32 protein-coding genes are annotated in these 26,923 nt (G+C 43.9%); 19 read left to right on the top strand and 13 right to left on the bottom strand.

What is annotated here, in order from left to right:
- Nucleotides 1-27 precede the first annotated feature (27 nt).
- Nucleotides 28-522, top strand: coding sequence for a GNAT family N-acetyltransferase (locus AB6C75_RS08910; RefSeq protein WP_102280901.1), 495 nt, complete (start codon nucleotides 28-30; stop codon nucleotides 520-522).
- An 88-nt stretch (nucleotides 523-610) separates the two neighbouring features.
- Here AB6C75_RS08910 and AB6C75_RS08905 read toward each other — a convergent pair whose 3' ends face one another.
- Together AB6C75_RS08905 and rraB are read right to left on the bottom strand one after the other, a co-directional pair.
- Complete coding sequence (locus tag AB6C75_RS08905) at nucleotides 611-1,408, bottom strand: glycosyl hydrolase 2 galactose-binding domain-containing protein (RefSeq protein WP_102249063.1); 798 nt, start codon at nucleotides 1,406-1,408, stop codon at nucleotides 611-613.
- Nucleotides 1,409-1,532: 124 nt separating this feature from the next.
- Nucleotides 1,533-1,949, bottom strand: a complete 417-nt coding sequence (gene rraB, locus AB6C75_RS08900) for a ribonuclease E inhibitor RraB (protein ID WP_004735324.1) — start codon at nucleotides 1,947-1,949, stop codon at nucleotides 1,533-1,535.
- A 577-nt stretch (nucleotides 1,950-2,526) separates the two neighbouring features.
- Here rraB and arcA point away from each other — a divergent pair.
- The 5 genes from arcA (at nucleotide 2,527) to AB6C75_RS08875 (ending at nucleotide 7,124) form a co-directional block, all read left to right on the top strand.
- Nucleotides 2,527-3,747, top strand: coding sequence for an arginine deiminase (arcA, locus tag AB6C75_RS08895; protein WP_009847726.1), 1,221 nt, complete (start codon nucleotides 2,527-2,529; stop codon nucleotides 3,745-3,747).
- A gap of 156 nt (nucleotides 3,748-3,903) precedes the next feature.
- Nucleotides 3,904-4,908, top strand: coding sequence for an ornithine carbamoyltransferase (locus AB6C75_RS08890; RefSeq protein WP_004735322.1), 1,005 nt, complete (start codon nucleotides 3,904-3,906; stop codon nucleotides 4,906-4,908).
- Between the two features lie 287 nt (nucleotides 4,909-5,195).
- Nucleotides 5,196-6,125: an aspartate carbamoyltransferase gene (gene pyrB, locus AB6C75_RS08885; RefSeq protein ID WP_372107584.1), complete on the top strand. Its 930-nt coding sequence runs from the start codon at nucleotides 5,196-5,198 to the stop codon at nucleotides 6,123-6,125.
- Between the two features lie 12 nt (nucleotides 6,126-6,137).
- Complete coding sequence (gene pyrI, locus AB6C75_RS08880; protein ID WP_372107583.1) at nucleotides 6,138-6,599, top strand: aspartate carbamoyltransferase regulatory subunit; 462 nt, start codon at nucleotides 6,138-6,140, stop codon at nucleotides 6,597-6,599.
- Between the two features lie 135 nt (nucleotides 6,600-6,734).
- Nucleotides 6,735-7,124, top strand: a complete 390-nt coding sequence (locus tag AB6C75_RS08875; RefSeq protein ID WP_004735319.1) for a RidA family protein — start codon at nucleotides 6,735-6,737, stop codon at nucleotides 7,122-7,124.
- A 124-nt stretch (nucleotides 7,125-7,248) separates the two neighbouring features.
- Here the strand turns inward: AB6C75_RS08875 and AB6C75_RS08870 are convergent, their stop codons facing one another.
- The 8 genes from AB6C75_RS08870 to mlaF form a co-directional block, all read right to left on the bottom strand.
- Nucleotides 7,249-7,974 carry a 1-acylglycerol-3-phosphate O-acyltransferase gene (locus tag AB6C75_RS08870; protein ID WP_004735318.1) on the bottom strand — a complete coding sequence of 242 codons (726 nt, stop codon included), beginning with the start codon at nucleotides 7,972-7,974 and terminating at the stop codon, nucleotides 7,249-7,251.
- Nucleotides 7,975-8,124: 150 nt separating this feature from the next.
- Complete coding sequence (murA, locus tag AB6C75_RS08865) at nucleotides 8,125-9,390, bottom strand: UDP-N-acetylglucosamine 1-carboxyvinyltransferase (protein ID WP_371709901.1); 1,266 nt, start codon at nucleotides 9,388-9,390, stop codon at nucleotides 8,125-8,127.
- 8 nt (nucleotides 9,391-9,398) lie between these two features.
- A complete protein-coding gene (gene ibaG, locus AB6C75_RS08860; RefSeq protein WP_004738686.1) occupies nucleotides 9,399-9,653 on the bottom strand; it encodes a BolA family iron metabolism protein IbaG in 255 nt (84 codons plus the stop codon).
- 13 nt (nucleotides 9,654-9,666) lie between these two features.
- Nucleotides 9,667-9,975, bottom strand: a complete 309-nt coding sequence (locus AB6C75_RS08855; RefSeq protein ID WP_372107582.1) for a lipid asymmetry maintenance protein MlaB — start codon at nucleotides 9,973-9,975, stop codon at nucleotides 9,667-9,669.
- Entirely contained in the window at nucleotides 9,975-10,652 is a 678-nt protein-coding gene (locus AB6C75_RS08850; RefSeq protein WP_009847731.1) for a phospholipid-binding protein MlaC, read from the bottom strand. The genes AB6C75_RS08855 and AB6C75_RS08850 overlap by 1 nt, the downstream gene beginning before the upstream one ends.
- Before the next feature lie 4 nt (nucleotides 10,653-10,656).
- Entirely contained in the window at nucleotides 10,657-11,148 is a 492-nt protein-coding gene (mlaD, locus tag AB6C75_RS08845; protein ID WP_009847732.1) for an outer membrane lipid asymmetry maintenance protein MlaD, read from the bottom strand.
- 2 nt (nucleotides 11,149-11,150) lie between these two features.
- Nucleotides 11,151-11,930 (bottom strand): lipid asymmetry maintenance ABC transporter permease subunit MlaE, encoded by a 780-nt coding sequence (gene mlaE, locus AB6C75_RS08840; protein ID WP_009847733.1) that lies wholly within the window; start codon nucleotides 11,928-11,930, stop codon nucleotides 11,151-11,153.
- A complete protein-coding gene (gene mlaF / locus AB6C75_RS08835; RefSeq protein WP_372107581.1) occupies nucleotides 11,920-12,726 on the bottom strand; it encodes a phospholipid ABC transporter ATP-binding protein MlaF in 807 nt (268 codons plus the stop codon). The genes mlaE and mlaF overlap by 11 nt, the downstream gene beginning before the upstream one ends.
- 263 nt (nucleotides 12,727-12,989) lie before the next feature.
- Here mlaF and AB6C75_RS08830 point away from each other — a divergent pair, with 263 nt between their 5' ends.
- From AB6C75_RS08830 to mgtE, 12 genes are all read left to right on the top strand, one after another.
- Complete coding sequence (locus tag AB6C75_RS08830; protein WP_009847735.1) at nucleotides 12,990-13,955, top strand: calcium/sodium antiporter; 966 nt, start codon at nucleotides 12,990-12,992, stop codon at nucleotides 13,953-13,955.
- Between the two features lie 34 nt (nucleotides 13,956-13,989).
- Complete coding sequence (kdsD, locus tag AB6C75_RS08825; RefSeq protein WP_009847736.1) at nucleotides 13,990-14,961, top strand: arabinose-5-phosphate isomerase KdsD; 972 nt, start codon at nucleotides 13,990-13,992, stop codon at nucleotides 14,959-14,961.
- Entirely contained in the window at nucleotides 14,961-15,518 is a 558-nt protein-coding gene (gene kdsC / locus AB6C75_RS08820) for a 3-deoxy-manno-octulosonate-8-phosphatase KdsC (protein WP_135384607.1), read from the top strand. The genes kdsD and kdsC overlap by 1 nt, the downstream gene beginning before the upstream one ends.
- A complete protein-coding gene (gene lptC, locus AB6C75_RS08815; RefSeq protein ID WP_139685427.1) occupies nucleotides 15,515-16,078 on the top strand; it encodes an LPS export ABC transporter periplasmic protein LptC in 564 nt (187 codons plus the stop codon). Before kdsC ends, lptC begins: the two co-directional genes overlap by 4 nt.
- A complete protein-coding gene (lptA, locus tag AB6C75_RS08810) occupies nucleotides 16,059-16,553 on the top strand; it encodes a lipopolysaccharide transport periplasmic protein LptA (RefSeq protein WP_009847739.1) in 495 nt (164 codons plus the stop codon). The genes lptC and lptA overlap by 20 nt, the downstream gene beginning before the upstream one ends.
- 2 nt (nucleotides 16,554-16,555) lie before the next feature.
- On the top strand, nucleotides 16,556-17,281 hold the full coding sequence (lptB, locus tag AB6C75_RS08805; protein ID WP_009847740.1) for an LPS export ABC transporter ATP-binding protein: 726 nt from the start codon (nucleotides 16,556-16,558) through the stop codon (nucleotides 17,279-17,281).
- A 54-nt stretch (nucleotides 17,282-17,335) separates the two neighbouring features.
- Entirely contained in the window at nucleotides 17,336-18,796 is a 1,461-nt protein-coding gene (locus AB6C75_RS08800) for an RNA polymerase factor sigma-54 (protein ID WP_009847741.1), read from the top strand.
- Nucleotides 18,797-18,886: 90 nt separating this feature from the next.
- Nucleotides 18,887-19,174 carry a ribosome hibernation promoting factor gene (gene hpf, locus AB6C75_RS08795; RefSeq protein WP_009847742.1) on the top strand — a complete coding sequence of 96 codons (288 nt, stop codon included), beginning with the start codon at nucleotides 18,887-18,889 and terminating at the stop codon, nucleotides 19,172-19,174.
- Nucleotide 19,175: 1 nt separating this feature from the next.
- Nucleotides 19,176-19,634 (top strand): PTS IIA-like nitrogen regulatory protein PtsN, encoded by a 459-nt coding sequence (gene ptsN, locus AB6C75_RS08790; protein ID WP_009847743.1) that lies wholly within the window; start codon nucleotides 19,176-19,178, stop codon nucleotides 19,632-19,634.
- Between the two features lie 4 nt (nucleotides 19,635-19,638).
- Entirely contained in the window at nucleotides 19,639-20,508 is an 870-nt protein-coding gene (rapZ, locus tag AB6C75_RS08785; protein ID WP_017097544.1) for an RNase adapter RapZ, read from the top strand.
- 2 nt (nucleotides 20,509-20,510) lie between these two features.
- Nucleotides 20,511-20,786 (top strand): HPr family phosphocarrier protein, encoded by a 276-nt coding sequence (locus AB6C75_RS08780; RefSeq protein ID WP_009847745.1) that lies wholly within the window; start codon nucleotides 20,511-20,513, stop codon nucleotides 20,784-20,786.
- Nucleotides 20,787-20,934: 148 nt separating this feature from the next.
- Nucleotides 20,935-22,290, top strand: coding sequence for a magnesium transporter (gene mgtE / locus AB6C75_RS08775; RefSeq protein WP_012604872.1), 1,356 nt, complete (start codon nucleotides 20,935-20,937; stop codon nucleotides 22,288-22,290).
- Between the two features lie 97 nt (nucleotides 22,291-22,387).
- On the opposite strand, the gene pmbA is transcribed toward mgtE, so the two are convergent.
- Nucleotides 22,388-23,731, bottom strand: a complete 1,344-nt coding sequence (gene pmbA, locus AB6C75_RS08770; protein WP_372107580.1) for a metalloprotease PmbA — start codon at nucleotides 23,729-23,731, stop codon at nucleotides 22,388-22,390.
- A gap of 118 nt (nucleotides 23,732-23,849) precedes the next feature.
- Between pmbA and yjgA the strand changes: the two genes are divergently transcribed.
- On the top strand, nucleotides 23,850-24,374 hold the full coding sequence (yjgA, locus tag AB6C75_RS08765; protein WP_009847748.1) for a ribosome biogenesis factor YjgA: 525 nt from the start codon (nucleotides 23,850-23,852) through the stop codon (nucleotides 24,372-24,374).
- A 143-nt stretch (nucleotides 24,375-24,517) separates the two neighbouring features.
- On the opposite strand, the gene thiQ is transcribed toward yjgA, so the two are convergent.
- Nucleotides 24,518-25,222 carry a thiamine ABC transporter ATP-binding protein gene (gene thiQ, locus AB6C75_RS08760; protein ID WP_372048564.1) on the bottom strand — a complete coding sequence of 235 codons (705 nt, stop codon included), beginning with the start codon at nucleotides 25,220-25,222 and terminating at the stop codon, nucleotides 24,518-24,520.
- Nucleotides 25,222-26,835 carry a thiamine/thiamine pyrophosphate ABC transporter permease ThiP gene (gene thiP, locus AB6C75_RS08755; protein WP_372107579.1) on the bottom strand — a complete coding sequence of 538 codons (1,614 nt, stop codon included), beginning with the start codon at nucleotides 26,833-26,835 and terminating at the stop codon, nucleotides 25,222-25,224. The genes thiQ and thiP overlap by 1 nt, the downstream gene beginning before the upstream one ends.
- Nucleotides 26,836-26,923 lie beyond the last annotated feature (88 nt).

Genomic DNA, 26,923 nt, shown 5'->3' with positions numbered 1-26,923 from the left:
ATGAGTAACCCATTTTATAGGCAGAACATGGAACAGATTGCTAACATCACCATTCGCTCAATTGAATTAGAAGATAATCCAAGCATTGCTAACGTAATTCGCCAAGTCTCTTATGAAAACGGGCTAACTGAAGATAAAGGTTATGGTGTGGCTGATCCCACCTTAGAAGACATGTTCAGTGTATATAACAATGAAAGATCTCAATATTGGGTGATTGAACTTGATGGAAAGGTTGTTGGTGGTGGTGGATTTGCACCACTAGCAGGTATGCCAGAAGTCTGTGAACTGCAAAAGATGTACTTCTTGCCAGAAACCAGAGGCAAAGGCTTAGCGAAGAAGTTGGTTAATATGTCGATGGAGAAAGCTAAGGAACTGGGTTATCAACATATGTATCTAGAAACGACCGAATGCCTTAATGCAGCCGTTAAACTTTACGAAAAATTGGGCTTTGAACACCTTGATTCAGCTTGGGGAGAAACAGGCCATGACGCTTGTGAGGTTGTCATGGCCAAAACGCTATAATGTGTTTTTGAAATAGGGTTAGCAGTTCATTAGATGACAAGCGAGTGAGCAAATTGATTCATTACGTAACGGGCTAATTGAATAACCGCTAGTTACGCAAAAAGTTACTCACGCAAGAGGCTGGATTCAAGGCTACGAAAGAACTCTCTTTTTGCCCATCGAGTTCCACTTCTAATTGATATAAATGCTTAGGGTTGGGCTTCTCAAGGTTAAATACCATTGGAGCCTCAACCTGAAACACAACACCCGTATGTTCTGCTCGCACATCAATCGGCATCACGAGAGTCATACCATTAAATTTGATTGATGCCGATATTAACCCCGGCTTTAGCGTTTGATAGATAACATCTACTTTAAACTCACAGCCACCACCGTGATGCCAGATTTGCTCGGTGACAACTTGCTCAAGCTTGACGTTACGAACGAACTGCAGATATGGAGCTTGCCAGATTCCGATACGAGAATCTGATTTAGCGACGACCTGTAAAGGGATAGAGTCATCCATATCCTCTTCAAGCAACAGGCTCTCCTCTTCTTCAAGGAAAAGGATCTCAAAACGATTTCGACCAGGCTGCATATAAGGACGAATGTCCTTGCGATATTCGGCTTCGCTGCCATCACAGTCAAACACGGCAACGCCATTGAGTCGCACTTCTGCAAAGTAGTCAACGCCTGCGACGACTAGCTCAACAAATGGGCATGCCAACATGGCATCATCCACTTCGATGTCATGCATCAGGTGCCATTCTTGCTCTGCGATTTCCTCTTCACTCAAGCTATTAGGGAGCTTTGAGCTTAATGGAGCAGGAAAGGTAATGTCATCTTGTGGGATAGAGAGATCCGTCAGTGGCGAAATTTGCCAAAGACCATCGAGAGGTAGCCGCATGCCATTCCTTGAGCTAGATCAATTTTGACCGCATTATAATGAATGAATGCATATAAAGACATTTATTTTTCTGAGGACAAAAAAATGCCAGCTCAAGGCTGGCATTTTTTAAAACTGGGAGAGATTACTCTTCGTCTTCATCATCTTCGTCAGGGTAGATAGCATCCTCACCTTCGTAGTAAGTGCCCCAACCGTCGTAGATAATGTCAAACTTCTCTGCAAGATTTACAAGCTTTTCAACTTGCTCATCAATCGCTTCTGCGTTCAGAGTACACTGCATCGTTGCATCACAACAAAGTAACTTGTTGCCATCTTCGTCTTCTGTCTCTTCAGCTTCAAGCACTTCAAAGCCCATTTTGAATGCTTCAACAACGGCTTTCTCAAGTACTGCGAAATCTTCAGCGAATAGGTGATGCTCGATATCGTATAGAGCTTCAGGATCGCTACCATCTTCGATTAGTGCTTCAATGATATCGCGAGTCTCGCCTTTTTGAAATTCAATTAATTCCGCTACTGATAGATATTCATCTTCGTGAGACATGTGTCTGCTCCAGAGTGTTGACTATGAAAAGATCAAATTTGATTGCCACGAAATATGGCACGGATCGTCTAGAAAAGCCACCTAGATCAGGTGTAGAAGAGCAAGTTTATCGCTAGATAACAGAAGGGATATCAATTAAAAAGTGAAATCAAAATCACAGAAACAAATTTTCAACATATTATTAACTATCGTGTGTTTTAGCATTTCATTTTTATTGTTACTTTTAGCCTTACTCCTTCAAAATTGAGTGGTTAGTCATATCAGATGCATACTGCCGAACACTTCATCGATGCATAAAACCTCACTTATAAGTAAGTAACTGCATAAATTTTGAATGAAAAATCACGTTCACCAAGCAAAGTGGATTATCAAATCACTGAAATTAGAGCATAGATCCGCAAAAAGTTTGTTCCAGAACTCAGCCTTTCAGTTGGATTTTAATATTAACAATCACAAACAACTCAGCATTTAAAACCAAAAATATCAAAATAACATAACCTTTACACAAGTTTCAAAACTTGCATATTACGAACAAGCTTGTCATAAATAGACGCTGGATTAATAGTAAGGATGCAAAATGAGTAAGCTGTACGTTGGCTCCGAAGTCGGTCAATTAAGACGAGTTCTCCTAAATAGGCCTGAAAGGGCACTCACCCACCTCACCCCTTCTAACTGTCATGAGCTACTCTTTGATGATGTACTTGCAGTAGAAGCAGCAGGTGAAGAACACGATGCCTTTGCGACAACACTTCGTAACCAAGACGTTGAAGTGTTATTACTGCATGATCTACTGGTTGAGACACTCGCTGTAGCACAAGCTCGTGAGTGGCTGCTTAATACTCAAATCTCTGATTTCCGTTACGGCCCTACATTCGCACGTGATTTAAGAGAGTACCTTGCTCAAATGGACAATGAGCACTTGGCGACGATCCTACTTGGTGGTTTAGCCTACTCTGAGCTTCCTATTAAATCTTCTTCAATGCTACCGAAGATGCACCGCCCACTTGATTTCGTTATTGAGCCGCTACCTAACCATCTATTTACCCGCGATACTTCTTGCTGGGTTTATGGCGGTGTCTCTCTTAACCCGATGATGATGCCTGCTCGTCAACGAGAAACGAATCACTTGCGAGCAATATATCGCTGGCACCCTGTATTCGCGGGGCAAGATTTCATAAAGTACTTCGGTGATGAAGATCTTCATTACGACAACGCCAATATTGAAGGTGGTGATGTACTGGTAATCGGTAAAGGCGCTGTTCTTATCGGTATTTCAGAGCGTACCAAGCCACAAGGTGTCGAAAACCTAGCTGCGAGTTTATTCAAGTCAGGTCAAGCTAAAGAAGTGATTGCGATTGATTTACCGAAGCACCGCTCTTGTATGCACCTTGATACGGTAATGACACACATGGATATCGACACATTCTCAGTCTATCCAGAGATCGTTCGTAAAGACCTAGATACTTGGCGCTTAACGCCAAAAGAAAATGGCGAAATGCGAGTAGAGAAAGCTGAAAACTACCTAACAGCGATTGAAGGCGCACTGGATCTCGATCAACTGAAGATCATCACAACCGGTGGTGATAACTACGAAGCTGAACGTGAGCAGTGGAATGACGCTAACAACGTACTGACGGTGAAACCGGGTACGGTTATCGGCTATGAGCGTAATGTTTACACCAATGAAAAATACGACAAAGCAGGTATCGAAGTTCTGACGATTCCGGGCAATGAGCTAGGTCGTGGCCGAGGTGGCGCTCGCTGTATGAGTTGTCCTATCGAAAGAGACGGTATCTAAGCCACAAAACTCAATAAAGCGAACACACTAACTTATCTAGGCCAGTACCATTGTACTGGCCTTTTTTATCAAATTAATAAAATAAATATTCACAAATATAGCATTTTTATGTTTAACTGAGTTCTTCATTGATCCTATATACGCAAGGAGCGAGAGATGGCCTTTAATCTTCGCAATCGTAACTTTCTAAAACTTCTCGACTTTACTCCTAAAGAGATTCAGTTTTTACTCGACCTGTCTGCCGACCTTAAAAAAGCTAAGTATGCAGGTACAGAGCAGAAAAAGCTTAACGGTAAAAACATCGCTTTGATCTTTGAAAAAGCATCCACTCGAACTCGATGTGCTTTTGAGGTAGCTGCTTTTGATCAAGGCGCTCAAGTCTCTTATTTAGGCCCTTCTGGTTCTCAGATTGGTCAGAAAGAATCAATGAAAGATACGGCGCGTGTATTAGGTCGCATGTACGATGGCATTGAATACCGAGGGTTTGGCCAAAGCATTGTCGAAGACCTAGGCGCTTATGCTGGTGTACCGGTTTGGAATGGCTTAACCGATGAGTTCCACCCTACTCAGATCTTGGCTGATTTCCTCACTATGCTTGAGCATGGTCGTGGTAAACATCTGCACCAAATCAGCTTTGCTTACCTTGGTGATGCACGTAATAACATGGGTAACTCTCTGTTAGTGGGTGCCGCGAAAATGGGCATGGATATTCGCCTTGTCGCGCCAAAAGCATTTTGGCCAGAAGAGCACCTTGTCGAAGAGTGCCAAGCTATCGCGCAAAGTACAGGTGCAAAAATCACGCTGACAGAAGACGTTGCCGAAGGTGTGAAAGGCTGTGATTTCCTTTATACCGATGTTTGGGTTTCTATGGGTGAAGCGCCAGAAGCTTGGGACGAACGTGTTGCTGTAATGACACCTTACCAAGTGAATATGGATGTCATAAAGCTCACAGGTAACCCACAAGTGAAGTTCATGCATTGCCTGCCAGCTTTCCACAACAATGAAACCGTGATCGGCCAGCAAGTCGCAGACAAATATGGAATGAACGGTTTGGAAGTAACAGACGAAGTATTTGAGTCCGACTACTCGATTGTGTTTGATGAAGCAGAGAATCGCATGCATACCATCAAAGCGGTAATGGTCGCGACACTTGGCCAATAGAGAATAATGAAAGTAAACAAAAGCTTGATGTAATCGCTTGCGCTCACAAATTGAAAGCGTATAATTCTCGGCAATTTGTCTGAGAGTAGTGAAAATGACGCCAAGCAATGTTGTGATAAAACATAATGATATTGTGAAAACACATAATAAAATTGTGAAAACACCAAATATTGCTCGCAAGCTAGCATGCTTGCCAGGCCGTCTATTCTGCTTTTCAGCACTTTTTTAAAGCCTCCCATTATGGGGGGCTTTTTTATGGCCAATACATTATTGTGGGGAAGAAGATCATGGCGAATTCGCTCTATCAAAAGCACATCATCTCAATTCCAGAGCTTTCTCGTGAAGAGCTAGAATTAATTGTTCAAACGGCAGGTCAGCTAAAGGCTGAACCAAACCCAGAACTCATCAAGAACAAAGTTGTTGCCAGCTGCTTCTTCGAACCTTCAACGCGAACTCGTCTCTCTTTTGAAACGGCTATTCAACGCATAGGTGGTGATGTGATTGGTTTCGACAGTGGTGGTAACACGTCACTAGCGAAGAAAGGCGAAACGCTAGCAGACTCGGTACAGGTTATCTCTTCATACGTTGATGCTTACGTAATGCGTCATCCTCAAGAAGGTGCTGCGCGTCTGGCTTCTGAGTTTTCTAACGGTGTACCGGTTATTAACGCAGGTGACGGCGCAAACCAACACCCAACACAAACGCTATTAGACCTGTTCTCTATCGCCGAAACTCAAGGTCGCCTAGACAAACTCAACGTTGCATTCGTTGGTGACCTTAAGTACGGCCGTACGGTTCACTCGTTGACTCAAGCGCTAGCGAAGTTCGATAACATCTGTTTCTACTTCGTAGCACCTGAAGCACTGGCGATGCCAGACTACATTTGCGAAGAACTTGATGAAGCGGGTATCAAGTATCAACTGCTGACAGACATGGAAGATGTGATTCCAGAGTTGGATGTTCTGTACATGACTCGAGTTCAAAAAGAACGTTTTGATGAATCGGAATACGCGCACATCAAATCAGCGTACATCCTGACGGCTCCGATGCTGGAAAATGCACGTGATAACCTAAAGGTTCTTCACCCTCTTCCTCGTGTTGATGAAATTACTGTCGATGTCGATAAAACACCTTACGCTTACTACTTCCAGCAAGCAGAGAACGGTGTTTACGCACGTGAAGCACTGCTAGCCCTTGTTCTTAACGAAACGCTGTAGAGGAGAGATATCATGTCTAAAGAGACTCAATTAAAAGTTGAAGCAATCAAGAACGGAACGGTTATCGACCATATCCCAGCCAACATCGGGATCAAGGTACTCAAACTGTTCGACATGCATAACTCAAATCAGCGAGTAACGATTGGCCTAAACCTGCCATCTTCTGCTCTAGGCGGCAAAGACTTACTCAAGATAGAGAATGTTTTTATCACTGAAGAACAGGCGAGCAAGTTAGCACTTTACGCACCTCACGCAACGGTAAACCAAATCGAAGGTTACGAAGTGGTTAAGAAGCTACCACTAGAACTTCCTGAGCAAATCAATGATGTGTTTGAGTGTCCAAACACCAACTGTATTACTCACAATGAGCCCGTAGAAAGCAGCTTTAAGATCTTTGAAAAGAAAGAAGATATTCGATTGAAGTGTAAGTACTGCGAAAAAGTATTCTCTCGTGAGATCGTGACAGAAAGATAACGTCATACGGCAACGCCGATCGAACGCAAAAACTATTCAATACCTCGCCTGTACGGGGTATTTTGCTCTTTACCTATCCTGAGTTTGAAGGCACACTAAAAATTGCTTTTTATCCAATAACTGACGGAATAACCAATGACTAAAGTACTTCACACAGAATCTGCTCCAGCTGCAATCGGCCCATACGTACAAGGTGTTGACCTTGGCAATATGGTTCTGACTTCTGGTCAAATCCCAGTAAACCCAGCAACTGGTGAAGTATCTGCTGATATCGCAGAGCAAGCTCGCCAATCTCTAGACAACGTTCAAGCGGTTGTTGAAGCTTCTGGCCTGACTGTAAAAGACATCGTAAAACTAACGGTATTCGTTAAAGACCTAAACGACTTCGGCACAGTAAACGAAGTTTACGGTAAGTTCTTTGATGAGCACGGTGTTGCAAACTACCCTGCACGTTCATGTGTTGAAGTAGCGCGTCTGCCAAAAGATGTAGGTATCGAGATCGAAGCTATTGCGGTTCGCAAATAGGTTTTAATATCTAGAATAAACGGTTTCTAGTAAACAAGTTGGCATAATACTGAGCGTTTATCAGATACAAAAAAGGTTGCCCAATTGGCAACCTTTTTTCTTGTTCATCGTTTCGCTTAGATGATTACTTCTTATTAAGCTCAACCACTTCTTTGTCTAACTCTTCAAGCTTCGCAGCCATCTGCTCACGAGCTAGGTTAGCCAGTTGACGAACATTAGACTTATCGTAATCTTCAGTGCTGATTGGTGGCAGCATTTCAACAATCACATGACCATTGTTCCAACGGTTCAGCTTCACGCCACCTGTTGAGCTACACACGATAGGGATAATAGGTAAGCCAGCGCCAATCGCAGCATGGAAAGCACCCGTTTTGAATGGCAACAAACCACGACCACGAGAACGAGTCCCCTCAGGGAACATCCATACTGAAACATCACTCTCTTTAAGGCTAGTAACCACTTGATCGATCGTACCTACCGCTTTGCTGCGGTTAGCCCGGTCGATTAGGATATTACCCGTCAACCAGTACAGCTGACCAAAAAGAGGCATCCACGCTAGGCTCTTCTTACCAACAGTCACAACCTTAGGTGTTACCGCAGATGAAATCGTGAATAGATCCCAGCTATTTTGGTGGTTTGCAACGTAAACATGTTGGCCACGAGAGTAAGCATCTTCCGGGATACGAAGCTCTAACTTCATACCAAAGATTTTCGACATGCGACCGAAATAACGACCAAAGGTAAATACGTGTTTCGGGTTGCGTGGGCTGAGTAAACAGTAACCACACCCAAATACAAACATAAGAATCGCAAATATCGCCACTGCGAAAATACGTAATATTGCTATCATTTTGTTCCTCACAACCACCAAGTTGATTCATCTATTTGCACAAAATAGGCAATAGATTCACTGGCGGTAAATACAACTATAAAAAAGCCGAAACCAAGGTTCCGACTTTTCTGTTTTCATCTTACTGATTCATGAACTCACTAACCTAAGTTAGTTCGACTCGCTAAACCGTGTAATGTTTGCGCCTAAGGCTGACAATTTATCTTCAATCTTATCGTAGCCACGATCGATGTGATAAATACGGTCAACGATGGTTTCACCTTGAGCGATACAACCAGCAATAACAAGGCTCGCAGATGCGCGAAGGTCCGTTGCCATTACTTGAGCGCCGCTCAATTTTTTGGTTTCACCACAAATAGCAGTGTTGCCTTCTATTTCCGCTTTTGCTCCCATTCGCTGTAGTTCAGGAATGTGCATAAAGCGGTTTTCAAAGATAGTCTCAGTGATTACACCACTGCCCTTCGCCATCATGTTAAGCAGGGTAAACTGTGCTTGCATGTCGGTTGGGAAGCCTGGGTGAGGTGCCGTTACGATTTTCACCGCTTTCAACTCACGATCAGTCATATCAAGGCTGATCCAACCTTCGCCCGTTTCAACCTTCGCTCCCGCTTCTTCAAGCTTCGCTAAGGCAGCTTCAAGAAGATGAGCGTTGGTGTTGCGACAAACCACTTTACCGCCAGAAACCGCAGCAGCAACCAGGAAGGTACCCGTTTCAATACGGTCTGCAACCACAGAGTGTTGGCCACCACCAAGACGCTCAACGCCTTCGATAGTAATCGTATCTGTACCTGCACCAGAAATTTTAGCACCTAGTTTGTTTAGGAAATCAGCCGTATCAACAATCTCAGGCTCACGCGCTGAATTATCTAACACAGTTGTACCTTCCGCTAGCGTTGCTGCACACATGATAGTAATGGTGGCACCCACACTTACTTTATCCATCACGATGTGCGCGCCTTTCAAACGGCCGTCAACACTTGCTTTTACATAACCATCTTCCAACTTAATAGTCGCACCTAGTTGCTCTAGGCCATGGATATGTAAATCAACAGGTCGAGCACCAATTGCACAACCGCCCGGAAGTGACACTTGGCCTTCACCAAAACGAGCGACTAAAGGACCTAAAGCCCAAATAGAAGCACGCATTGTTTTTACTAAATCGTAAGGTGCACAAAATTCATTAATTTCGCTGCCATCAACATGAACACTACCATTGCGTGATACTTTTGCGCCTAAACGCTTAAGCAATTCCATCGTAGTATCGATGTCACGTAGGTGAGGAACATTACTCACTTCAACCGGCTCTTCAGCTAGAATTGAAGCAAATAGGATTGGTAGGGCTGCATTTTTTGCGCCTGAGATCGTCACTTCACCGCTTAGCGGCTTATCCGATCCAATAACTCGAAACTTTTCCATCATAAACCTTAAAGTGACATCAGTTTCTTATCACGTTCCCACTCTTCCGGCGTGAAAGCCTTAATAGAAAGAGCATGGATATCATTGCGTTGAATGTATTCCATTAGTGGGCCGTAGATTAGTTGCTGCTTCTTAACTCGATTCATGCCGTCAAAACATGGATCAACCGCAACAACTTCGTAATGACTGCCTTCACCCTTCACGATAATTTCCTGAAGGTTCAGAGCCTCTGCTAATAATTCTTGTACTTTTGTGCTGTCCACAAATAGCTCCTGCCTAATTTTTTATGTGTTCTGCCATCATTGGCTGGATATTGCTCAATTGGAACAACGTTCGTAATTGTTCTGGCACGAAACTGAGCATTATATGACAGTTTTGATTTTTTGCATGCTCTAATAAGTGAATTAGCATCACCATTCCTGCTGAATCGACTCGATTTATATGGCTAAGGTCAATTTCAACGCTCGATTCCGTCGTTTGCCACTTTTCCAATATACGCCAGATTGCAGGTACACTATCTCGAGCTATATCACCAAGAAGTTGATATTCTTTAGAGCTTAGCGCTTGCCATTGAGAATGGCTCATTATTTATTACTCTCAAAACGAATCGGTTGAGAAGCCAGTTTCTCGAGTTCGTCAGCTACTTGTAAGATGCCTTCTTGACGAATCTTAGTGTTCCACTCAGACTTCTTGCTTGATAGCAGGCTTATACCTTCGGCAACCATATCAAATGCCTTCCACTCACCTGACTTCTTATCTTTGCGCAGTTTAAACTCAAGGTTAATGTTTGGTCGAGGCGTATCAATGATATCAACCTTAATACTGGTAATACGGCTATCTGTTTTAATTGTTGGTTCTGGACCAAATTTAATCGTCTGATCTGTATATTGAGTTAACACTTGAGCATAAGAAGAAACGAGATATTTACGAAATGCATCAATAAATACGCGCACGTCTCCTCTATCAGCACCTTTCAAGTTCGGCCCTAGCAACTTCAGCGCCGCATATTGAGCATTCACATAAGGCATCAACTCTTCTTCCACGATGACCTTCAGTAACTCTGGATCTTGTTGGATATTCTCTTGCTCGTTCTTCAAACGGGCGAAAGCCTCTTCTGCAACTTGAGTCATCATCTGATAAGGCTGAGTTCGGTCAATCGGTTTTGCCGAAAAAGCTGGAGTCGACATCAGCAAAGCGACAGCTGTCAGAAGCAGTCTTTTCAATAAGTAATTAGTCTTCAATAAATTATTCGTCTTTAACATGAGCCTACTCCTTAGCTTCGCTATTATCAGAACCACCGACGCTATACAGCACTTGGCCAATCAAATCTTCTAATACTAATGCCGACTTGGTGTCTTCGATAGAATCACCATCAACCAACATCTCTTCATCTTCAAAGATGAAGCCTGGAACTAAGCTGATGTACTGCTCACCGATCAAGCCCGACGTTAAGATTTGAGCACTAGAGGTATCAGGAAATTGTGAGTACTTCGCATCAATAGACAGTTCAACCACAGGAAGGTAGCTCTCAGTATCAAGTTCAATACTTTGAACTCGACCAACAACGACGCCCCCCACCTTTACTGGTGAGCGAACCTTTAGGCTGCCAATATTGTCAAAGGTCGCTTTTAGGTTATAAGTATGGTTTGAACCTATACCTTTTACGTCAGCGACTTGAAAGATCATGATTAAGATTGCGCAAATTCCGGCAATAACAAAGGTGCCGACCCATAATTCTAATTTTCGAGTTTGTTGCATGATTAATTCCCAAACATCAATGCGGTAAGAACAAAATCTAGCCCTAATACCGCTAGAGAAGAGTGTACTACTGTGCGTGTGGTTGCCTGACTAATACCTTCGGATGTCGGTACTGCATCATAACCATTAAAAAGTGCGATCCAAGTTACGGTGATAGCGAAGACCATGCATTTGATCATGCTGTTACCAATATCACGGCCAAGCTCAACGGAAGACTGCATCGCAGACCAGAAACTGCCGTGGTCAATACCTTTCCAATCCACACCAACTAACTGAGCACCCCAAATCCCGACCGCCATAAAGATCATAGCGAGCAGTGGCATAGAAATAAGGCCGGCCCAGAGACGTGGCGCAATAATGCGTTTTAGAGGATCAACCGCCATCATCTCAAGGCTAGAGATCTGTTCCGTTGCTTTCATTAAGCCGATCTCAGCCGTTAATGCTGAACCCGCACGGCCAGCAAACAGAAGTGCTGTCACCACAGGGCCCAATTCCCGTAACAACGAGAGCGCGACCATTTGCCCAAGGTTACCCTCTGCGCCATAGTCGATTAATACGACATAGCCCTGCAGACTGAGTACCATGCCAATAAACAAGCCTGAAACTAAAATGATAGCCAATGACTGAACGCCAACGCTATAAAATTGTTTAACTAATAGAGGGAAGTTTTTTAGTTTCGGGATGCCAAACAAAGCCCCAAATAGCATTAGGCTTGCTCGACCAAATGACTCACAGATCGCAAGTGCGCGCTTACCGACACCCGCAATAGTTTTAGCAATCATATTCAAACAAATCCTTTTCTAAGCTATTTGCAGGAAACCTAAATGGCACAGGGCCATCCGATTCACCTTGCAAAAATTGCTGCACTCTTGGGTCGCTGTTGTTGTACAACTCATCAGGAGAACCTGCAGCAATAATTTTCCCATCAGCCATCAAATAAACCCAATCAGCAATGCTCATCACCTCAGGGACATCATGAGAAACGACAATCGAGGTTAAACCCAAGGCTTGATTGAGGTTACGAATCAACTCAACCAAAACACCCATGGTGATTGGGTCTTGGCCAACAAAAGGCTCATCATACATAATAAGTTCTGGGTCCAATGCGATCGCACGGGCCAACGCCGATCGTCTCGCCATACCACCAGACAACTCACTCGGCATTAATTGCTCCGCGCCTCGCAACCCTACCGCCTCAAGCTTAAGCAATACAATGGTACGAATGAATTTTTCGTTAAGTTCAGTGTGCTCTCGCAAAGGAAACGCCACATTATCAAAGACATTCAGATCCGTGAAAAGTGCCCCCGATTGGAAAAGCATGCTCATTTTCTTGCGTGCTTGATATAGCTTTCGACGTGGCAATGCAGGGATGTTGTCGCCATCAAACCAAATTTCACCTTCATCTGGTGGTAATTGTCCACCGATCAGACGTAATAAGGTTGTTTTACCGATCCCTGACGGCCCCATGATCGCGGTTATTTTTCCTTGAGGAACCTCTAAACTGATGTCATCAAAGATAATTCGCTCACCGCGTGAGAAGCTGAGATTCTTAACTTTCACAAGCTCAGTGTTCAACATACTTTTGTTGTTTCCTTGCTTTAAAAACGCCAATTATGGCTGCAATAATAATGAGTCTACTTTAGAATTAAAAGCGCTGTTCAATTAATTATTAAAAACAGAAAACAAAGGCAGGGATTTGAAAGCATTGAGAAATTCATTCCTCATCAACATTTCTTTACCACTAACTAGCAATTAATTTGTCGAGTGACTTCCCTTTTATCTAGCAACAAGTCAAAATTAGCGGTTAATTCTCCGTTTTTTATTAATTTTTAGGAATCATCATGCTTGAAGCGATTGCGTTTCTTATTATCGGTCTAGGTTTTTTGGTGTGGAGTGCAGATAAGCTGGTATACGGTGCCGCAGCTCTTGCTCGCAACTTCGGTATTTCACCACTAGTTATCGGTATGACAATCTTAGCAATGGGATCTTCAGCCCCTGAAATGATGGTTTCTGCGACAGCAGCCCTTGATGGTAAAACAGATACGGCGGTAGGTAACGTATTAGGCTCAAACATCGCTAACATCGCGCTGATTTTAGGTATTACAGCCCTTATCAAGCCATTATCGATTAGCTCTGGTGTGATTCGTCGTGAACTACCTTTAATGATAGGTGTCACTCTATTAGCGGGCGCACTGCTTTGGGATAATCACTTAGGTTTCTATGAAGGTGTGTTGTTGTTTGTTCTTTTTGCCGCTTTCTTATTTGCGATGCTGCAAATCAGCCGTAGTGAGAAAAAGAACGGTGATGCCTTTCTTGACGAACAAGAATCTGAAGTTCCTGAAGGCGTGAGCAACCCCAAAGCCGCAATGTGGGTGGTGGTTGGCCTGATTATTCTACCTCTAGCGGCCAACATGTTGGTTGATAACGCGGTTGTAATCGCGAAGTTCTTTGGTATGAGCGACCTTGTGATTGGTTTAACCATTATTGCCGTTGGCACAAGTTTACCTGAACTTGCAGCATCACTAGCTGGTGTTATGAAAGGTGAAGATGATATGGCTGTGGGTAATATCATTGGCTCAAACGTATTCAACATCCTTGCCGTGATGGGTATCCCAGGCATCCTAAACCCTTCAATCTTGAGCGAGTTTGCAATGGGTCGTGACTTCTGGGTAATGCTAGGCGTATCACTACTTCTTGTTATCATGGCACTAGGAAAATCTCGTAGCGTGAATCGTATCGAAGGCGGCGTGTTAATCGTGACGTTTGTGGCATATCAAAGTTACCTACTAATGAACATGTCAGCTTAATTGTTGATTTAACTTCCCGTACTTGGAGTATTTGATGTCTCAGCCATTTGATTATTGCAGCGTTGCAAAACAAGTTTTGGAAACTGAAGTTGCAGGTCTCACGCAATTAGACCAATATTTTAATGATGATTTTAGCAAAGCTTGCGACCTAATCCTGAACAACAAAGGCAAAGTCGTAGTAATGGGCATGGGCAAATCAGGCCACATTGGTAACAAAATAGCAGCTACACTGGCAAGTACTGGTACATCGGCTTTCTTTGTACACCCAGGTGAAGCGGCGCATGGTGATTTAGGCATGATCGAACCTGGCGATATTGTGATAGCAATATCCAACTCAGGTGAATCAGGAGAAATCCTCAGCCTATTCCCAGTATTAAAGCGTTTAAACATTAAGATTATCAGCATGACTGGCAAGCCAGCATCAAACATGGCGACTTTATCTGATATTCATTTACAGATTTCAGTACCCGAAGAAGCGTGTCCCCTTGGTTTAGCACCAACAACCAGTACTACCGCTACCTTGGTTATGGGTGATGCATTAGCCGTTGCACTTTTACAGGCAAGAGGTTTTACCGCTCAAGATTTTGCACTGTCTCATCCTGGTGGTGCTTTAGGCCGTCAACTGCTGTTGAAACTAGACGACATCATGCACACCGGCGATGCACTCCCAACTGTTGCTCCGGATGCACTAGTTCGAGATGCCCTGTTAGAGATATCTCAAAAAGGCTTGGGCATGACGGCAATCGTCGGTGAAGATGGCCAAATGAAGGGCATTTTTACCGATGGTGATTTACGCCGTATCTTAGATAAACGTATTGATATTCATAACACGCAGATCGGCGATGTGATGACACTGAACCCAACGGTAGCAGAACCAAATATGCTCGCAGTTGAGGGCTTAAATTTGATGCAAGCTAAGAGCATCAATGGCCTGATGTTGTGTGATAATGGCAAATTAGTAGGCGCTTTAAATATGCATGACTTACTGAAAGCAGGAGTAATGTAATGTCACAAACAGTCGAAACTCTATACGGCACGGTAGATTCAGAAGTGTTTGCCGTAGCAAAAGAGATCAAATTGCTTATTTGCGATGTCGATGGCGTGTTCTCAGATGGTCGCATCTACATGGGTAACAATGGTGAAGAGTTAAAAACTTTCCATACGCGCGACGGTTACGGCATTAAATCGTTGATGAACGCAGGCGTTGAAATCGCGATCATCACTGGCCGTAAATCTAAAATTGTTGAAAATCGAATGACCGCTCTCGGTATTAAGCTAATTTATCAAGGTCAGGATGATAAAGTTAAAGCCTACCAAGATATTTGCGATAAACTTTCAGTTAATCCTGAAAACACAGGTTATATCGGAGACGATTTAATCGACTGGCCTGTAATGGAAAAGGTTGGCTTGAAGGTATGTGTGGCAGACGGTCACCCATTGCTTGCACAAAGAGCCAACTACGTAACAACCATTAACGGCGGTTACGGTGCAGTACGTGAAGTCTGCGACCTTATTTTACAAGCAAGAAACGAACTCGACGTGCACAAAGGTTTAAGCATATGAGTTTTAATCGTATTATCTACTTAATACTCATCTTTATTGCCTCTTGGTCGGCCTATTACTTGTACGACAAAGAGCAAACTTCGACGATACAAGTAGATCCAAACTTGGAACTGCCTGCGTTTAGTGGCAAGAATCTTGATAACATTAGCTATGGCGAGAGCGGTATTCGTAGCTACCGAGTTGAATCAACTCATCTAGAGCACTACTCGGTCGTTGGCGATACGCACTTTCAAGACCCTATTCTTTCAGTATTCCGTGAAGGGCATACGATAGAATGGCGAGTGACCGCTGATCGCGCAATTATGGATGAAAATCAAGTCATCACTTTTTATGACAATGTTGTGGCGAAAAACCTGTTGCCAGATGCTAGCTTCGATACAATGACCACAGATAAAATGGTTGTTGAACTGACTAGCCGAGATTTTTATTCAGACACTCCGGTCCATATGATCGGTACATTTTTTGAAAATGAGGGGCAAGCAATGAAAGGGAACTTCGGTACCAACAATGCGACTCTCTTTAATTCTGTTCAGGGTAGATATGAAACTCTCACACCTTAGTTTATTGGCTTTGACCCTTGCGGCGTCTAATGTCTATGCTCTATCTTCGGATAGCGAGCAGCCTGTCTATATTGATTCAGACAGTCAGCAATTGGATATGAAAAGCAATCAAGTTACCTTTCTTGGTGATGTAAACCTTAAGCAAGGTAGCATCAATATCAATGCCGATAAGGTCATTGTTACACGTAATGCCGTCAACGGTGAAATTGAAGAAATACAAGGTTTCGGAAAGCCCGCAACCTTTTCTCAACTTACTGACGATGGGAAAACACTCTATGGTGAAGCTGACGATTTACATTACCAGCTGATTGCCGATAGATTGATCATGACTAAGAACGCGATGCTATCTCAAGATGGCAGTATCATTCGTGGCTCTAAGATTACCTATCAGATCACCTCTCAAAAATTGGTTGCCGATAGTGATAGCAGTGAGCGAGTATCAACGGTTTTACAACCAGCGGAAGTGAATAAGTAATCATGGCAGTCCTTACAGCAAAGAACCTAGCGAAGACCTACGGAAAACGTAAAGTTGTAACAGACGTAAGCTTGCAAGTAGAGTCAGGTCAGATCGTCGGGCTACTTGGCCCAAACGGTGCAGGTAAAACCACCTCTTTCTATATGATAGTGGGTCTGGTTGCGCGTGATGAAGGTACTATCAGCATTGACGACCGAGACATCAGTATCTTACCAATGCACAGTCGTTCTCGTCTTGGTATCGGTTACCTTCCTCAAGAAGCATCCATTTTTCGTAAATTGTCAGTTGAAGACAACATCATGGCTGTTTTGCAAACGCGCGATGAGATGACTAACGCACAACGTCAAGATAAGCTGGAAGATCTTCTCGAAGAGTTCCACATCCAACATATTCGAGCGAGTAATGGTATGGCTTTGTCAGGTGGTGAGCGTCGCCGTGTTGAGATTGCTCGCGCACTAGCAGCAAACCCTCAATTCATTCTCCTGGACGAACCTTTTGCAGGTGTTGACCCTATATCGGTTATCGATATCAAAAAAATCATTGTTCACTTACGCGATCGCGGCTTAGGCGTTTTGATTACCGACCACAACGTTCGTGAAACATTAGACGTGTGTGAAAAAGCTTACATCGTAAGTCAAGGGCATCTAATAGCTGAGGGAACTCCTGAAGATGTTCTCAATAACGAACAAGTTAAACAAGTTTATCTAGGCGAACAATTCCGTCTATGATTAGATAGAGAGTATCGAGAGTTCTTAGAATAATAACTAGGTAAGTAACACTGAATGAAACCCTCATTACAACTTAAGCTAGGCCAACAGTTAGCAATGACTCCTCAATTGCAACAAGCGATTCGTTTGTTGCAATTGTCTACTTTGGATTTGCAACAAGAGATTCAAGAAGCACTTGAATCGAACCCACTACTCGATGTCGAAGATGGCAATGAAGACACGCCAACATCGGAAGAAAAACCTAGCAGTGACGAGAAAGAAACAGTTGAAACAGTAGAACAAGACTTACCTGATAGCTCCGATTTGATCGAAAAATCAGAGATCGGCAACGAACTAGAAATCGATACAACTTGGGAAGACGTTTACAGCGCAAACACAGGTAACACAGGCATTGCGATTGATGACGACATGCCCGTTTATCAAGGCGAAACCACACAAAGTCTATACGATTACCTGCTCTGGCAACTCGATTTAACACCATTCACTGAAACTGACCGCAGCATAGCTTTTGCGCTAATTGATGCTATCGATGACCGCGGTTACCTTACCGTATCTTGTGAAGACATCCTTGAGAACTTCGACAACGAAGAGATCGAGCTTGATGAAATTGAAGCCGTTCGTAAACGAATTCAGCAGTTTGATCCGCTAGGCGTCGGTTCTGTGAATCTGCAAGATTGCTTGTTACTGCAATTGGCGACCTTCCCACAAGATACCCCTTGGCTTAACGAAGCTAAGTTAGTACTTACTAGCCATATCGACCAGCTAGGTAACCGCGATTACAAATTAGTCATCAAAGAAACCAAACTGAAAGAAGCGGAACTACGCGAAGTTTTGCAACTAATCCAACAGCTGGACCCTCGCCCTGGCAGTAAGATCACGCCAGACGAAACCGAGTATGTGGTTCCTGACGTATCCGTCTTCAAAGAGCTTGGGAAATGGTTGGTCACCATCAATCCAGATAGCGTGCCAAAACTAAAAGTGAATCAACAATACGCAGCCCTTAGTAGTAAAGGCAGTAGCGCTGACAACCAATTTATCCGCTCAAATTTGCAAGAAGCAAAATGGCTAATTAAAAGCCTAGAGAGCCGAAATGAAACGCTACTAAAAGTCGCTCGGTGTATTGTTGAACATCAACGCGGTTTCTTCGAACATGGCGCAGAAGCCATGAAGCCGATGGTACTAAATGATGTGGCTTTAGCTGTTGATATGCACGAATCCACGATCTCTCGTGTGACGACTCAAAAATTCATGCACACACCGCGTGGCATCTTCGAACTCAAGTACTTTTTCTCAAGCCATGTCAGCACTGACAATGGCGGTGAATGTTCATCTACAGCAATTCGCGCACTCATTAAGAAGCTTGTCGCAGCGGAAAATACCGCAAAGCCTCTAAGTGATAGTAAGATTGCTGCTTTACTGGCTGACCAAGGAATTCAGGTAGCTAGACGTACCATAGCGAAATACCGTGAATCTCTGGGCATTGCCCCATCGAGTCAGCGTAAACGCCTGCTATAAACTAAACTAGTTAGCTCTTTATTCATTAACGATTGATTAGTTAACTATTAATTTAGTTGTAACCTGGCAACCAACTGAAAAGGAAAGTCTATGCAAATCAATATTCAAGGCCATCACGTTGATCTTACCGATTCAATGCAAGACTATGTTCACACCAAATTCGACAAACTTGAGCGCTTCTTTGATCATATCAATAGTGTTCAAGTTGTTTTAAAAGTTGAGAAAATCAATCAAATCGCAGAAGCTACCCTGCATATAAATCAAGGGGAAATTCATGCGACAGCAACAGATGAAAGCATGTATGCCGCGATTGATTCATTGGTTGATAAACTTGTTCGCCAACTCAACAAGCACAAAGAAAAACTAAGTAGTCACTAACATGCAATTAAGCGAAGTACTTTCATTGGACTGCACTAAAAGTGCGGTCCAATGCACAAGCAAAAAAAGAGCCCTTGAGCTGATCAGTCAAATCGCAGCAGAAAGCTGCGGTCAAGATTCAACAGAACTGTTTGAGTGCATGCTGAGCCGTGAAAAAATGGGCAGTACAGGTATCGGTAACGGTATCGCGATTCCCCATGCACGCATGAATGTCAGTGATAAAGCGATTGCTGTATTAATACAATGCCAAGACCCAATCGAATTTGATGCTATCGATAACCGCCCAGTTGATCTACTGTTTGCTCTACTTGTTCCTAGTGAACAATGTAAAGAGCATCTGAAAACCCTTTCTTGTATGGCAGAGCGACTTAACGACAAGCAGACTCTTAAACAGTTGCGTAATGCTCAAAGCGATCAAGAGCTTTACGACATCATGATTCAAGTGCCAACTTGCGAGTAATAACATGCGATTAATCGTTGTTAGTGGCCAGTCAGGAGCTGGGAAAAGTGTTGCGCTACGAGTTCTTGAAGACTTGGGGTATTACTGTGTTGATAACCTACCAGTAAACCTGCTCAACGACTTCGTCGAATCGGTACGCGAGATCAATCAAAACGTCGCTGTTAGCATTGATATTCGTAACCTACCAAAAGAGCCTCAGTTAGTTACTGAAACGCTAGACCAGCTAGAAGCCGCCACAGATATAGACCTAAACGTCTTATTTCTAGATGCGAGTAAACAGACGCTACTCAAGCGCTACAGCGAAACACGCAGAATTCATCCTTTATCGATCGGCCAAGAAAAACTTTCTCTTGAACAAGCTATTGATTTAGAAAAAACACTTCTGACTCCTCTTGTAGAACAAGCCAGCATTGTGATTGATAGCAGTGACTGTAACCTCTACGAATTGAGTGAACAGGTTCGTTTCAAAGTTGAGGGCAAAGAAAAACAAGAACTCATTATCGTTTTTCAGTCTTTCGGCTTTAAGTTCGGCCTACCAAGTGATGCCGATTATGTGTTTGATGTTCGATTTCTGCCAAACCCTCACTGGGAACCGGCACTACGACCATTGACGGGACTTGATGCTCCAATTCACTCTTTCCTAGAGAAACACGCTGAAGTTCTTGAACTCAAGCAACAAATTCAAGGCTTTGTTGAGCAGTGGTTACCCATGTTAGAGAAGAATAATCGCAGTTACCTAACGGTCGCGATTGGTTGCACTGGCGGCAAACACCGCTCAGTTTATCTAACTCAGAAAATTGGTGAATACTTCGAACAACTCGGTCATCAAGTTCAAATCAGACATGCCTCCCTAGAGAAGCACCAACAGGGCTAACCATGGAATTAACTCGAACTGTACTGATCCAAAATCGCTTGGGTCTTCACGCTAGAGCAGCCGTAAAATTGGTTGAGCTTGCCCAAAGTTTTGATGCAACTATCACTATCCATAGCGAAGAAGATAAAATCGCAACTGCAGACAGTGTGATGGGTTTGCTTATGCTGGAATCAGCGCAAGGGCAACACATCACGATCCAAGCTACAGGCACCGATTCACAACAAGCACTGGATGCTGTTTGCCACCTCATTGAAGACAAGTTTGATGAGGGTGAGTAGCGAAAACGAGTCACTCACAACACTGAAGACTCAAACTTCGAACCAACCAGTATTAAATCTTAGTTCTAGCTAAGTTTATGATTTAAATAAGCCCCAGAATTAAGTTACTATTCCAAGCATTGTTAGAATAATGAAATAGGAGGAAAATATGGCAGAGCAATTAGAATTCGACCAAGCTCACCAAACCCTCCAAGAAGTCAGCGAAGCCCTAGAAAACGGCCGATTTGTTCACGTACGTCGACAACTTCAGGACATGGAACCTGAAGATATTGCACACCTTTTAGAAGCCTCCCCTCGCAAAAGTCGTGACGTACTCTGGCAACTCACCGATCCAGAAGACTACGGTGAAATTCTTGATGAACTAAACGAAGACGTCAAAGATGCGCTTGTGTCGAAAATGGCACCAGAAACCTTGGCAGAAGCAACAGAAGGTATGGAAACCGATGACGTCGCGTACGTACTTCGAAGCCTACCCGACGATGTTTCTCGCGAAGTCCTTTCTCAAATGGACTCCGTCGATCGTGCATTAGTAGAAACCGCCCTTTCGTACCCAGAAGATTCAGCGGGTGCGATCATGAATACCGACGTAATCACGATTCGTGGCGACGTCGATGTCGACGTTGTATTGCGCTATATGCGTATGCGTGGCGAATTGCCCGACGCAACCGATGCTCTGTATGTTATTGATGAAGAAGAACGTCTGATCGGTAACCTATCGCTTACCACACTAGTAACGACTCAGCCCGATGTTCCGGTTTCCGAAGTGATGGAAGATGCTGACGAAGCGATCGCGGTTGAAACCAGTGCTTCCGATATCGCCAGTCTGTTCGAACGTCGTAATTGGGTTTCTGCACCCGTTGTTGATAGTAACCAGCATCTTGTTGGTCGTATCACTATCGATGACGTGGTTGATGTTATCCGTGAAGACGCCGAGCACTCAATGATGAGCATGGCGGGTATGGACGATGACGAAGATACCTTCGCTCCAGTCGTAAAATCTGCTCGTCGTCGTAGTGTCTGGTTGGGTGCTAACGTACTCGCAGCACTTGCTGCTGCATCTGTATCCAATATGTTTGAAGCAACACTCGACCAAATGGCAGCGATTGCGGTTCTAATGACTATCGTACCTTCAATGGGCGGGGTTGCTGGTAACCAAACCGTTGCACTTGTGATTCGTGGTTTAGCACTCGGTCATATCGGTGACAGTAACAAACGCGAACTACTACTCAAAGAGGCGGCCATCGGCTTCCTAAACGGCGTGTTATGGGCTGTTATCATTGGTGGTATTGTGGTTGCTTGGAAAGGTAACTGGATACTGGGAGGCATCATCTCAGCAGCGATGATGACCAACTTGATTGTCGCTGGTATCGCCGGTGTAACCATCCCGGTAATGCTGAAAAAGATGAATATCGACCCGGCATTGGCAGGCGGTATGGCACTGACCACAGTAACCGATGTTATTGGCCTATCGGTGTTCTTAGGCTTAGCAACCATACTGATCTAGTTATCATAAGCAGCTAGCTAATTTTTGGCGAAATACAGAAAACAAAAAAGGAGCCATCGGCTCCCTTTTTTAATTCATCATATTGGCGCTAACTTCATTACTCACCCGCGACTTTCATCGACTCAAGCAAGATAGAACCCGTTTGAATTTGTGAACGCGTTTCAACATCGTTACCAACCGCAACAATCTGAGTGAACATATCTTTTAGATTGCCCGCGATCGTCACTTCCGATACTGGGTATTGGATCTCTCCGCTCTCAACCCAGAAACCTGCAGCACCACGAGAATAATCACCGGTCACGGTATTAACGCCTTGCCCCATCACTTCAGTCACAAGGAAGCCTGTGCCTAACTCTTTTAGCATCTGCTCAAAGTTTTGACCGGTCGATTTAACAAACCAGTTATGAATACCACCCGCATGGCCTGTTGGCGTCATATCCATTTTACGTGCGGCATAGCTCGTTAGCAGGTAAGTTGCTAACACACCGTCGGTGATGATTTCACGATCTTGAGTGAACACACCTTCGCTATCGAATGGGCTTGAAGCCAAACCACGTAAGATATGAGGACGCTCAGAAATGTTAAACCAATCAGGTAGAATTTTCTGACCTAGGTGATCCAATAAGAACGATGACTTACGGTATAGGTTACCACCACTGATCGCCATCACAAGGTGGCCAATCAAGCCAGTAGCGACATCGTTAGCGAACATTATTGGGTATTGGCCTGTTGGTAGCTTTTTCGCATCCAAACGGCTAATGGTCTTTTCTGCAGCTTCTTGACCTACGCGCTCAGGCGTCCATAGCTCATCACGGTGACGTGCAACGGTGTAGCTGTAGTCTCGCTCCATCTCACCGTTAGCGCCTTGTCCAATCACACAGCAGCTCGTGCTATGGCGACTTGAAGCGTAGCTGGCTAGTAAGCCATGGCTGTTACCATAAACCTTAACGCCATAATGGCTGTCGTAGCTTGCGCCATCACTCTGTTTGATCTTGTCGCTATAAGCTAGCGCTTGCTTCTCAGCAGCAATTGCAATCTCAGCGGCATAGTCAGGGTTTGGTTCATCAGGGTGGAAAAGACCCAAATCTGGAATTTCTTTTACCATGTATTCTTTTGCGGCAGGACCTGCAAATGGGTCTTCAGAAGTGTACTGAGCGATATCAAGCGCAGCCGCGACTGTTTGAGCAATTGCCTTTTCACTCAGATCAGATGTAGATGCGCTGCCTTTTGTCTGGCCGCGGTAAACAGTAATACCTAGAGCACCATCACTATTAAATTCAACGTTTTCCACTTCACACATACGTGTTGAAACACTTAAACCCGTTGACTTAGTAATAGCAACCTCAGCGGCATCTGCACTCACTGATGCCATATCCAACGCTTTAGCTACTGCGGCTTCTAGCTCAACTCGTTGTTGGGCGACTTGCTGTTTTACATCCATATCTATTCTAATTTTTTAGGTCAATATTACGTAGGATAACAAGAATTTCGCTTTCTCCCCAAGATTCTTGCTAAAATAGGCAATATATTCGTTTGAGATAGTGACATAGGCAGAAAAGATGGCTCGCAAAAACCAAAAAGCCCCATGGGAACCAGAAGAAGAAATCATCTGGGTAAGTAAGACAGAAATGAAAACGGACATGGACGCCCTGCAAAAGCTGGGAGAAGAGCTTGTTGACCTAAAGCCTTCTGTATTAGACAAATTTCCGCTGTCTGAAGATTTGGCACAAGCGATTAAAGATGCACAACGCTTTAAAAATGAAGCGAAGCGCCGTCAACTTCAATACATTGGTAAAGTAATGCGCAGTGTCGATCCAGAGCCAATTCAAGCGGCTTTAGATAAGATTCGCAACAAACACTCTCAAGCAACAGTTGAACTGCACAAACTAGAACAACTGCGTGATCGTGTTGTTGCAGAAGGCGATGCGGCCATTTCAGACGTTATGGAAATGTACCCGGAAGCTGACCGTCAACGTCTTCGTCAGCTCGCTCGTCAAGCTAACAAAGAGAAAGCGGCAAATAAACCGGCTAAGTCTTCTCGTGAAATATTCCAAATCTTAAAAGAGCTAAAGCTAGGCGACTAATCTTCGCCGCCCTTTAATCAGAAAGATAATAAAAGACCTAGCGCATGCTAGGTCTTTTTGTTTTTGACGCACTCGATATCAAGAAGCTCTCAATATCAATAAGTACTCAATATTAAGAAGTACTCACAGGAGTGAAAAAATTATCATTCACCCGCTTTAACAAACGAGCTTAGCTCTTGCTGTGGATGTTCAGCCGTCAGTGTCTCTATCGAGTCTGCAACCAACACCTTACCTAGCTCTACAAAAACGAACTTATTTGCGATACTGCGTGCATCACCTAAGTGGTGAGTAACCATCAATACCGTAATGTTTCGCTCGGCGGCTAATCGCCTAACAAGGTTAAGCATTTCCTCACGAAGCAAAGGGTCAAGCGCAGAGAAAGGCTCATCAAGCAACCAAATATCATGAGGCTGAACAAAGCATCGAGCTAACGCGACACGCTGACGTTGACCGCCCGATAAGTGCTCAGGCAGTCTATCTAAATACTCAGCGACACCCACTTGTGCAGCGGCCTGTTCGACTTCGTGCTTTTGAGTTGCCGTAAGCTTTAACCCTGGATGCAAGCCTAAGCCAATATTTTCACGTACGGTGAGATGGGCAAACAGGTTGTGCTCTTGAAACAACATCGCTAATGGACGCTGATGTGCTTCTTTGCCAATCAGTGACTGTCCCGCTACAGAGATCTCACCCGAAGTGGGCTCAATAAACCCAGCAACCAATGCCAACAGCGTTGATTTACCTGCGCCACTTGGCCCCATCAGCGCAACAATATCGCCCTGCTCAGCTTGAAAATCAAAGCAAAACAACTCTCTGTGATAGTGGTAGTCCACATCTTTCATCACTAACATCATCGGTTCCTCAACTCTTTAGCATCGAGCTTAGATCTTCGAGTAAATAAAAATTCAATCAGGCTAAAGCTGCCAACACTCAGTAACAGTAAGCTCACGGAAACCACAGCTGCGGCTTCCATTTGATAGCTGCCTAATAATTGGAATAGGTACAAAGGCAGAGTTCTAAAATCTTGGCTACCAAACAAAGCAATCGCACTTAAGTCACCCATTGCTAACATAAAGCTGATCGAGAAGGCTTGTGCCATCGGTTTACGCAATGCGCGCCACTCCACTAGCCTAAAACGCGTGAAACCAGTCATTCCCAAACTTGCGCACACATACTGATACTGCTGAGACAAATGCAGCATAGGTTGAGCCAAGGTTTTAATTACGTAAGGAAGCGCCATTAAACTGTTTACTGCAATCACGATAAAGAAAGCTAAGCTGAAAACATCGGTGAATGAACGCAGTAATAAGAAGAGACCCGTACTGATCACAAGCCCGGGAGTCACTAAGATAATAGTGCCAATCAGCTCGATTTTATCTGCTCGAAAATTCTTATTCTGCAAGCGCCATGCTCGACTAGTCAGCAGTATTGCGATACCAATACCAACCGCGATAACACTTGCTAATGACGCGACTTTAACCGAGGTCATTAACGCAGCCCAAAACGGCTCGCTGCTCAGTACGATTAATGCCTGCGGGTTAATGCCACTGACGATAACCATAGCTAATGGCGGCAGTACCAGCATTGAGACGGTGATGATCCAAAAGCTATCCCAAGCTTTTGACCACCAGCTATCCTTAACCAAATATTTCTCTTCCGACAATTGACTGGCTGTCACTGAAATAGGTTTCGATAGGCGTTGAATGCTCACAGCTAGCACACCACACAGCAGCATTTGCCATATCGCGAGCAAGGCACCAGCCTGCAGGTCAAAGTCGAATTTAATCGCCTGATAAATAGCGAGTTCGATAGTGGTTGATTTAGGTCCACCGCCTAGTGCCATCACGGTAGCAAAGCTGGTAAAACACAGCATAAAGACCAAACCACACACATGTGGCAGTTGCTGTCTTAAACGAGGCCATTCAACCCATCTAAATTTGTTCCAATGACTCATACCCAAATGAGCACAAAGCTTATGCTGCTCGGCAGGTACGGTATCTAAAGCTTGTAAAAGTAAACGGCTAGCATAAGGCAGGTTAAAGAAGACATGTGCGAGCAAAATACCATTCAACCCATAGATCGAGAATGGCAGTTTAATATCGAAGTTCGCCAGAAATTTAGCTAACCAACCACTGTTACCATAAATAGCTAGCAAACCAAATACGCCAACTAATACGGGTAAAACCAAGGTCGAAGCAAACAGCCTTAACAACAAGGTCCGTCCAAAAAATTGTCTGCGACACAGAGCATGAGCAATAGGTATAGCAAAGCCAACACTCAGCATCGTTGAGAGTGTCGCTTGATAGAAACTGAATTTCGTTACATGCCAATAGTAAGGATCGGACCATACTTGGCTGATATCAAGAGAAGGGGCATTGCTAAGCAATGCCCCAACTGCTGAAACCACGAAGGCGGTAATGAGTATCGCAACCCAAACCCCGACCTTAGGTGTTTTCTTTATCATAAATTGATTTTTTACCGTAAATGGTTCACTCCAAACATAACGAATGAACCTTTAAATACAGAAAGCTAGTTTTTTAAAAGTACGTTAG

This window comes from Vibrio sp. 10N.237.312.B06 (assembly GCF_041464685.1).
Classification (GTDB): domain Bacteria; phylum Pseudomonadota; class Gammaproteobacteria; order Enterobacterales; family Vibrionaceae; genus Vibrio; species Vibrio tasmaniensis_A.
Note: the sequence above shows the minus strand (reverse complement) of the source record. Positions and strands in the feature narration are given on the sequence as shown.

Coding starts and splice junctions, on each gene's coding strand:
- arcA (WP_009847726.1), top strand. CDS start 2,527: ATGAGTAAGCTGTACGTTGGCTCCGAAGTCGGTCAATTAAGACGAGTT.
- AB6C75_RS08850 (WP_009847731.1), bottom strand. CDS start 10,652: ATGTTAAAGACGAATAATTTATTGAAGACTAATTACTTATTGAAAAGA.
- pyrB (WP_372107584.1), top strand. CDS start 5,196: ATGGCGAATTCGCTCTATCAAAAGCACATCATCTCAATTCCAGAGCTT.
- AB6C75_RS08780 (WP_009847745.1), top strand. CDS start 20,511: ATGGAATTAACTCGAACTGTACTGATCCAAAATCGCTTGGGTCTTCAC.
- murA (WP_371709901.1), bottom strand. CDS start 9,390: ATGGAAAAGTTTCGAGTTATTGGATCGGATAAGCCGCTAAGCGGTGAA.
- kdsD (WP_009847736.1), top strand. CDS start 13,990: ATGTCTCAGCCATTTGATTATTGCAGCGTTGCAAAACAAGTTTTGGAA.
- AB6C75_RS08875 (WP_004735319.1), top strand. CDS start 6,735: ATGACTAAAGTACTTCACACAGAATCTGCTCCAGCTGCAATCGGCCCA.
- lptB (WP_009847740.1), top strand. CDS start 16,556: ATGGCAGTCCTTACAGCAAAGAACCTAGCGAAGACCTACGGAAAACGT.
- AB6C75_RS08905 (WP_102249063.1), bottom strand. CDS start 1,408: ATGCGGCTACCTCTCGATGGTCTTTGGCAAATTTCGCCACTGACGGAT.
- yjgA (WP_009847748.1), top strand. CDS start 23,850: ATGGCTCGCAAAAACCAAAAAGCCCCATGGGAACCAGAAGAAGAAATC.
- AB6C75_RS08870 (WP_004735318.1), bottom strand. CDS start 7,974: ATGATAGCAATATTACGTATTTTCGCAGTGGCGATATTTGCGATTCTT.
- mlaF (WP_372107581.1), bottom strand. CDS start 12,726: ATGTTGAACACTGAGCTTGTGAAAGTTAAGAATCTCAGCTTCTCACGC.
- mlaE (WP_009847733.1), bottom strand. CDS start 11,930: ATGATTGCTAAAACTATTGCGGGTGTCGGTAAGCGCGCACTTGCGATC.
- lptA (WP_009847739.1), top strand. CDS start 16,059: ATGAAACTCTCACACCTTAGTTTATTGGCTTTGACCCTTGCGGCGTCT.
- lptC (WP_139685427.1), top strand. CDS start 15,515: ATGAGTTTTAATCGTATTATCTACTTAATACTCATCTTTATTGCCTCT.
- thiP (WP_372107579.1), bottom strand. CDS start 26,835: ATGATAAAGAAAACACCTAAGGTCGGGGTTTGGGTTGCGATACTCATT.
- mlaD (WP_009847732.1), bottom strand. CDS start 11,148: ATGCAACAAACTCGAAAATTAGAATTATGGGTCGGCACCTTTGTTATT.
- pyrI (WP_372107583.1), top strand. CDS start 6,138: ATGTCTAAAGAGACTCAATTAAAAGTTGAAGCAATCAAGAACGGAACG.
- mgtE (WP_012604872.1), top strand. CDS start 20,935: ATGGCAGAGCAATTAGAATTCGACCAAGCTCACCAAACCCTCCAAGAA.
- AB6C75_RS08800 (WP_009847741.1), top strand. CDS start 17,336: ATGAAACCCTCATTACAACTTAAGCTAGGCCAACAGTTAGCAATGACT.
- thiQ (WP_372048564.1), bottom strand. CDS start 25,222: ATGTTAGTGATGAAAGATGTGGACTACCACTATCACAGAGAGTTGTTT.
- hpf (WP_009847742.1), top strand. CDS start 18,887: ATGCAAATCAATATTCAAGGCCATCACGTTGATCTTACCGATTCAATG.
- AB6C75_RS08830 (WP_009847735.1), top strand. CDS start 12,990: ATGCTTGAAGCGATTGCGTTTCTTATTATCGGTCTAGGTTTTTTGGTG.
- ptsN (WP_009847743.1), top strand. CDS start 19,176: ATGCAATTAAGCGAAGTACTTTCATTGGACTGCACTAAAAGTGCGGTC.
- rraB (WP_004735324.1), bottom strand. CDS start 1,949: ATGTCTCACGAAGATGAATATCTATCAGTAGCGGAATTAATTGAATTT.
- rapZ (WP_017097544.1), top strand. CDS start 19,639: ATGCGATTAATCGTTGTTAGTGGCCAGTCAGGAGCTGGGAAAAGTGTT.
- kdsC (WP_135384607.1), top strand. CDS start 14,961: ATGTCACAAACAGTCGAAACTCTATACGGCACGGTAGATTCAGAAGTG.
- AB6C75_RS08910 (WP_102280901.1), top strand. CDS start 28: ATGGAACAGATTGCTAACATCACCATTCGCTCAATTGAATTAGAAGAT.
- AB6C75_RS08890 (WP_004735322.1), top strand. CDS start 3,904: ATGGCCTTTAATCTTCGCAATCGTAACTTTCTAAAACTTCTCGACTTT.
- pmbA (WP_372107580.1), bottom strand. CDS start 23,731: ATGGATGTAAAACAGCAAGTCGCCCAACAACGAGTTGAGCTAGAAGCC.
- AB6C75_RS08855 (WP_372107582.1), bottom strand. CDS start 9,975: ATGAGCCATTCTCAATGGCAAGCGCTAAGCTCTAAAGAATATCAACTT.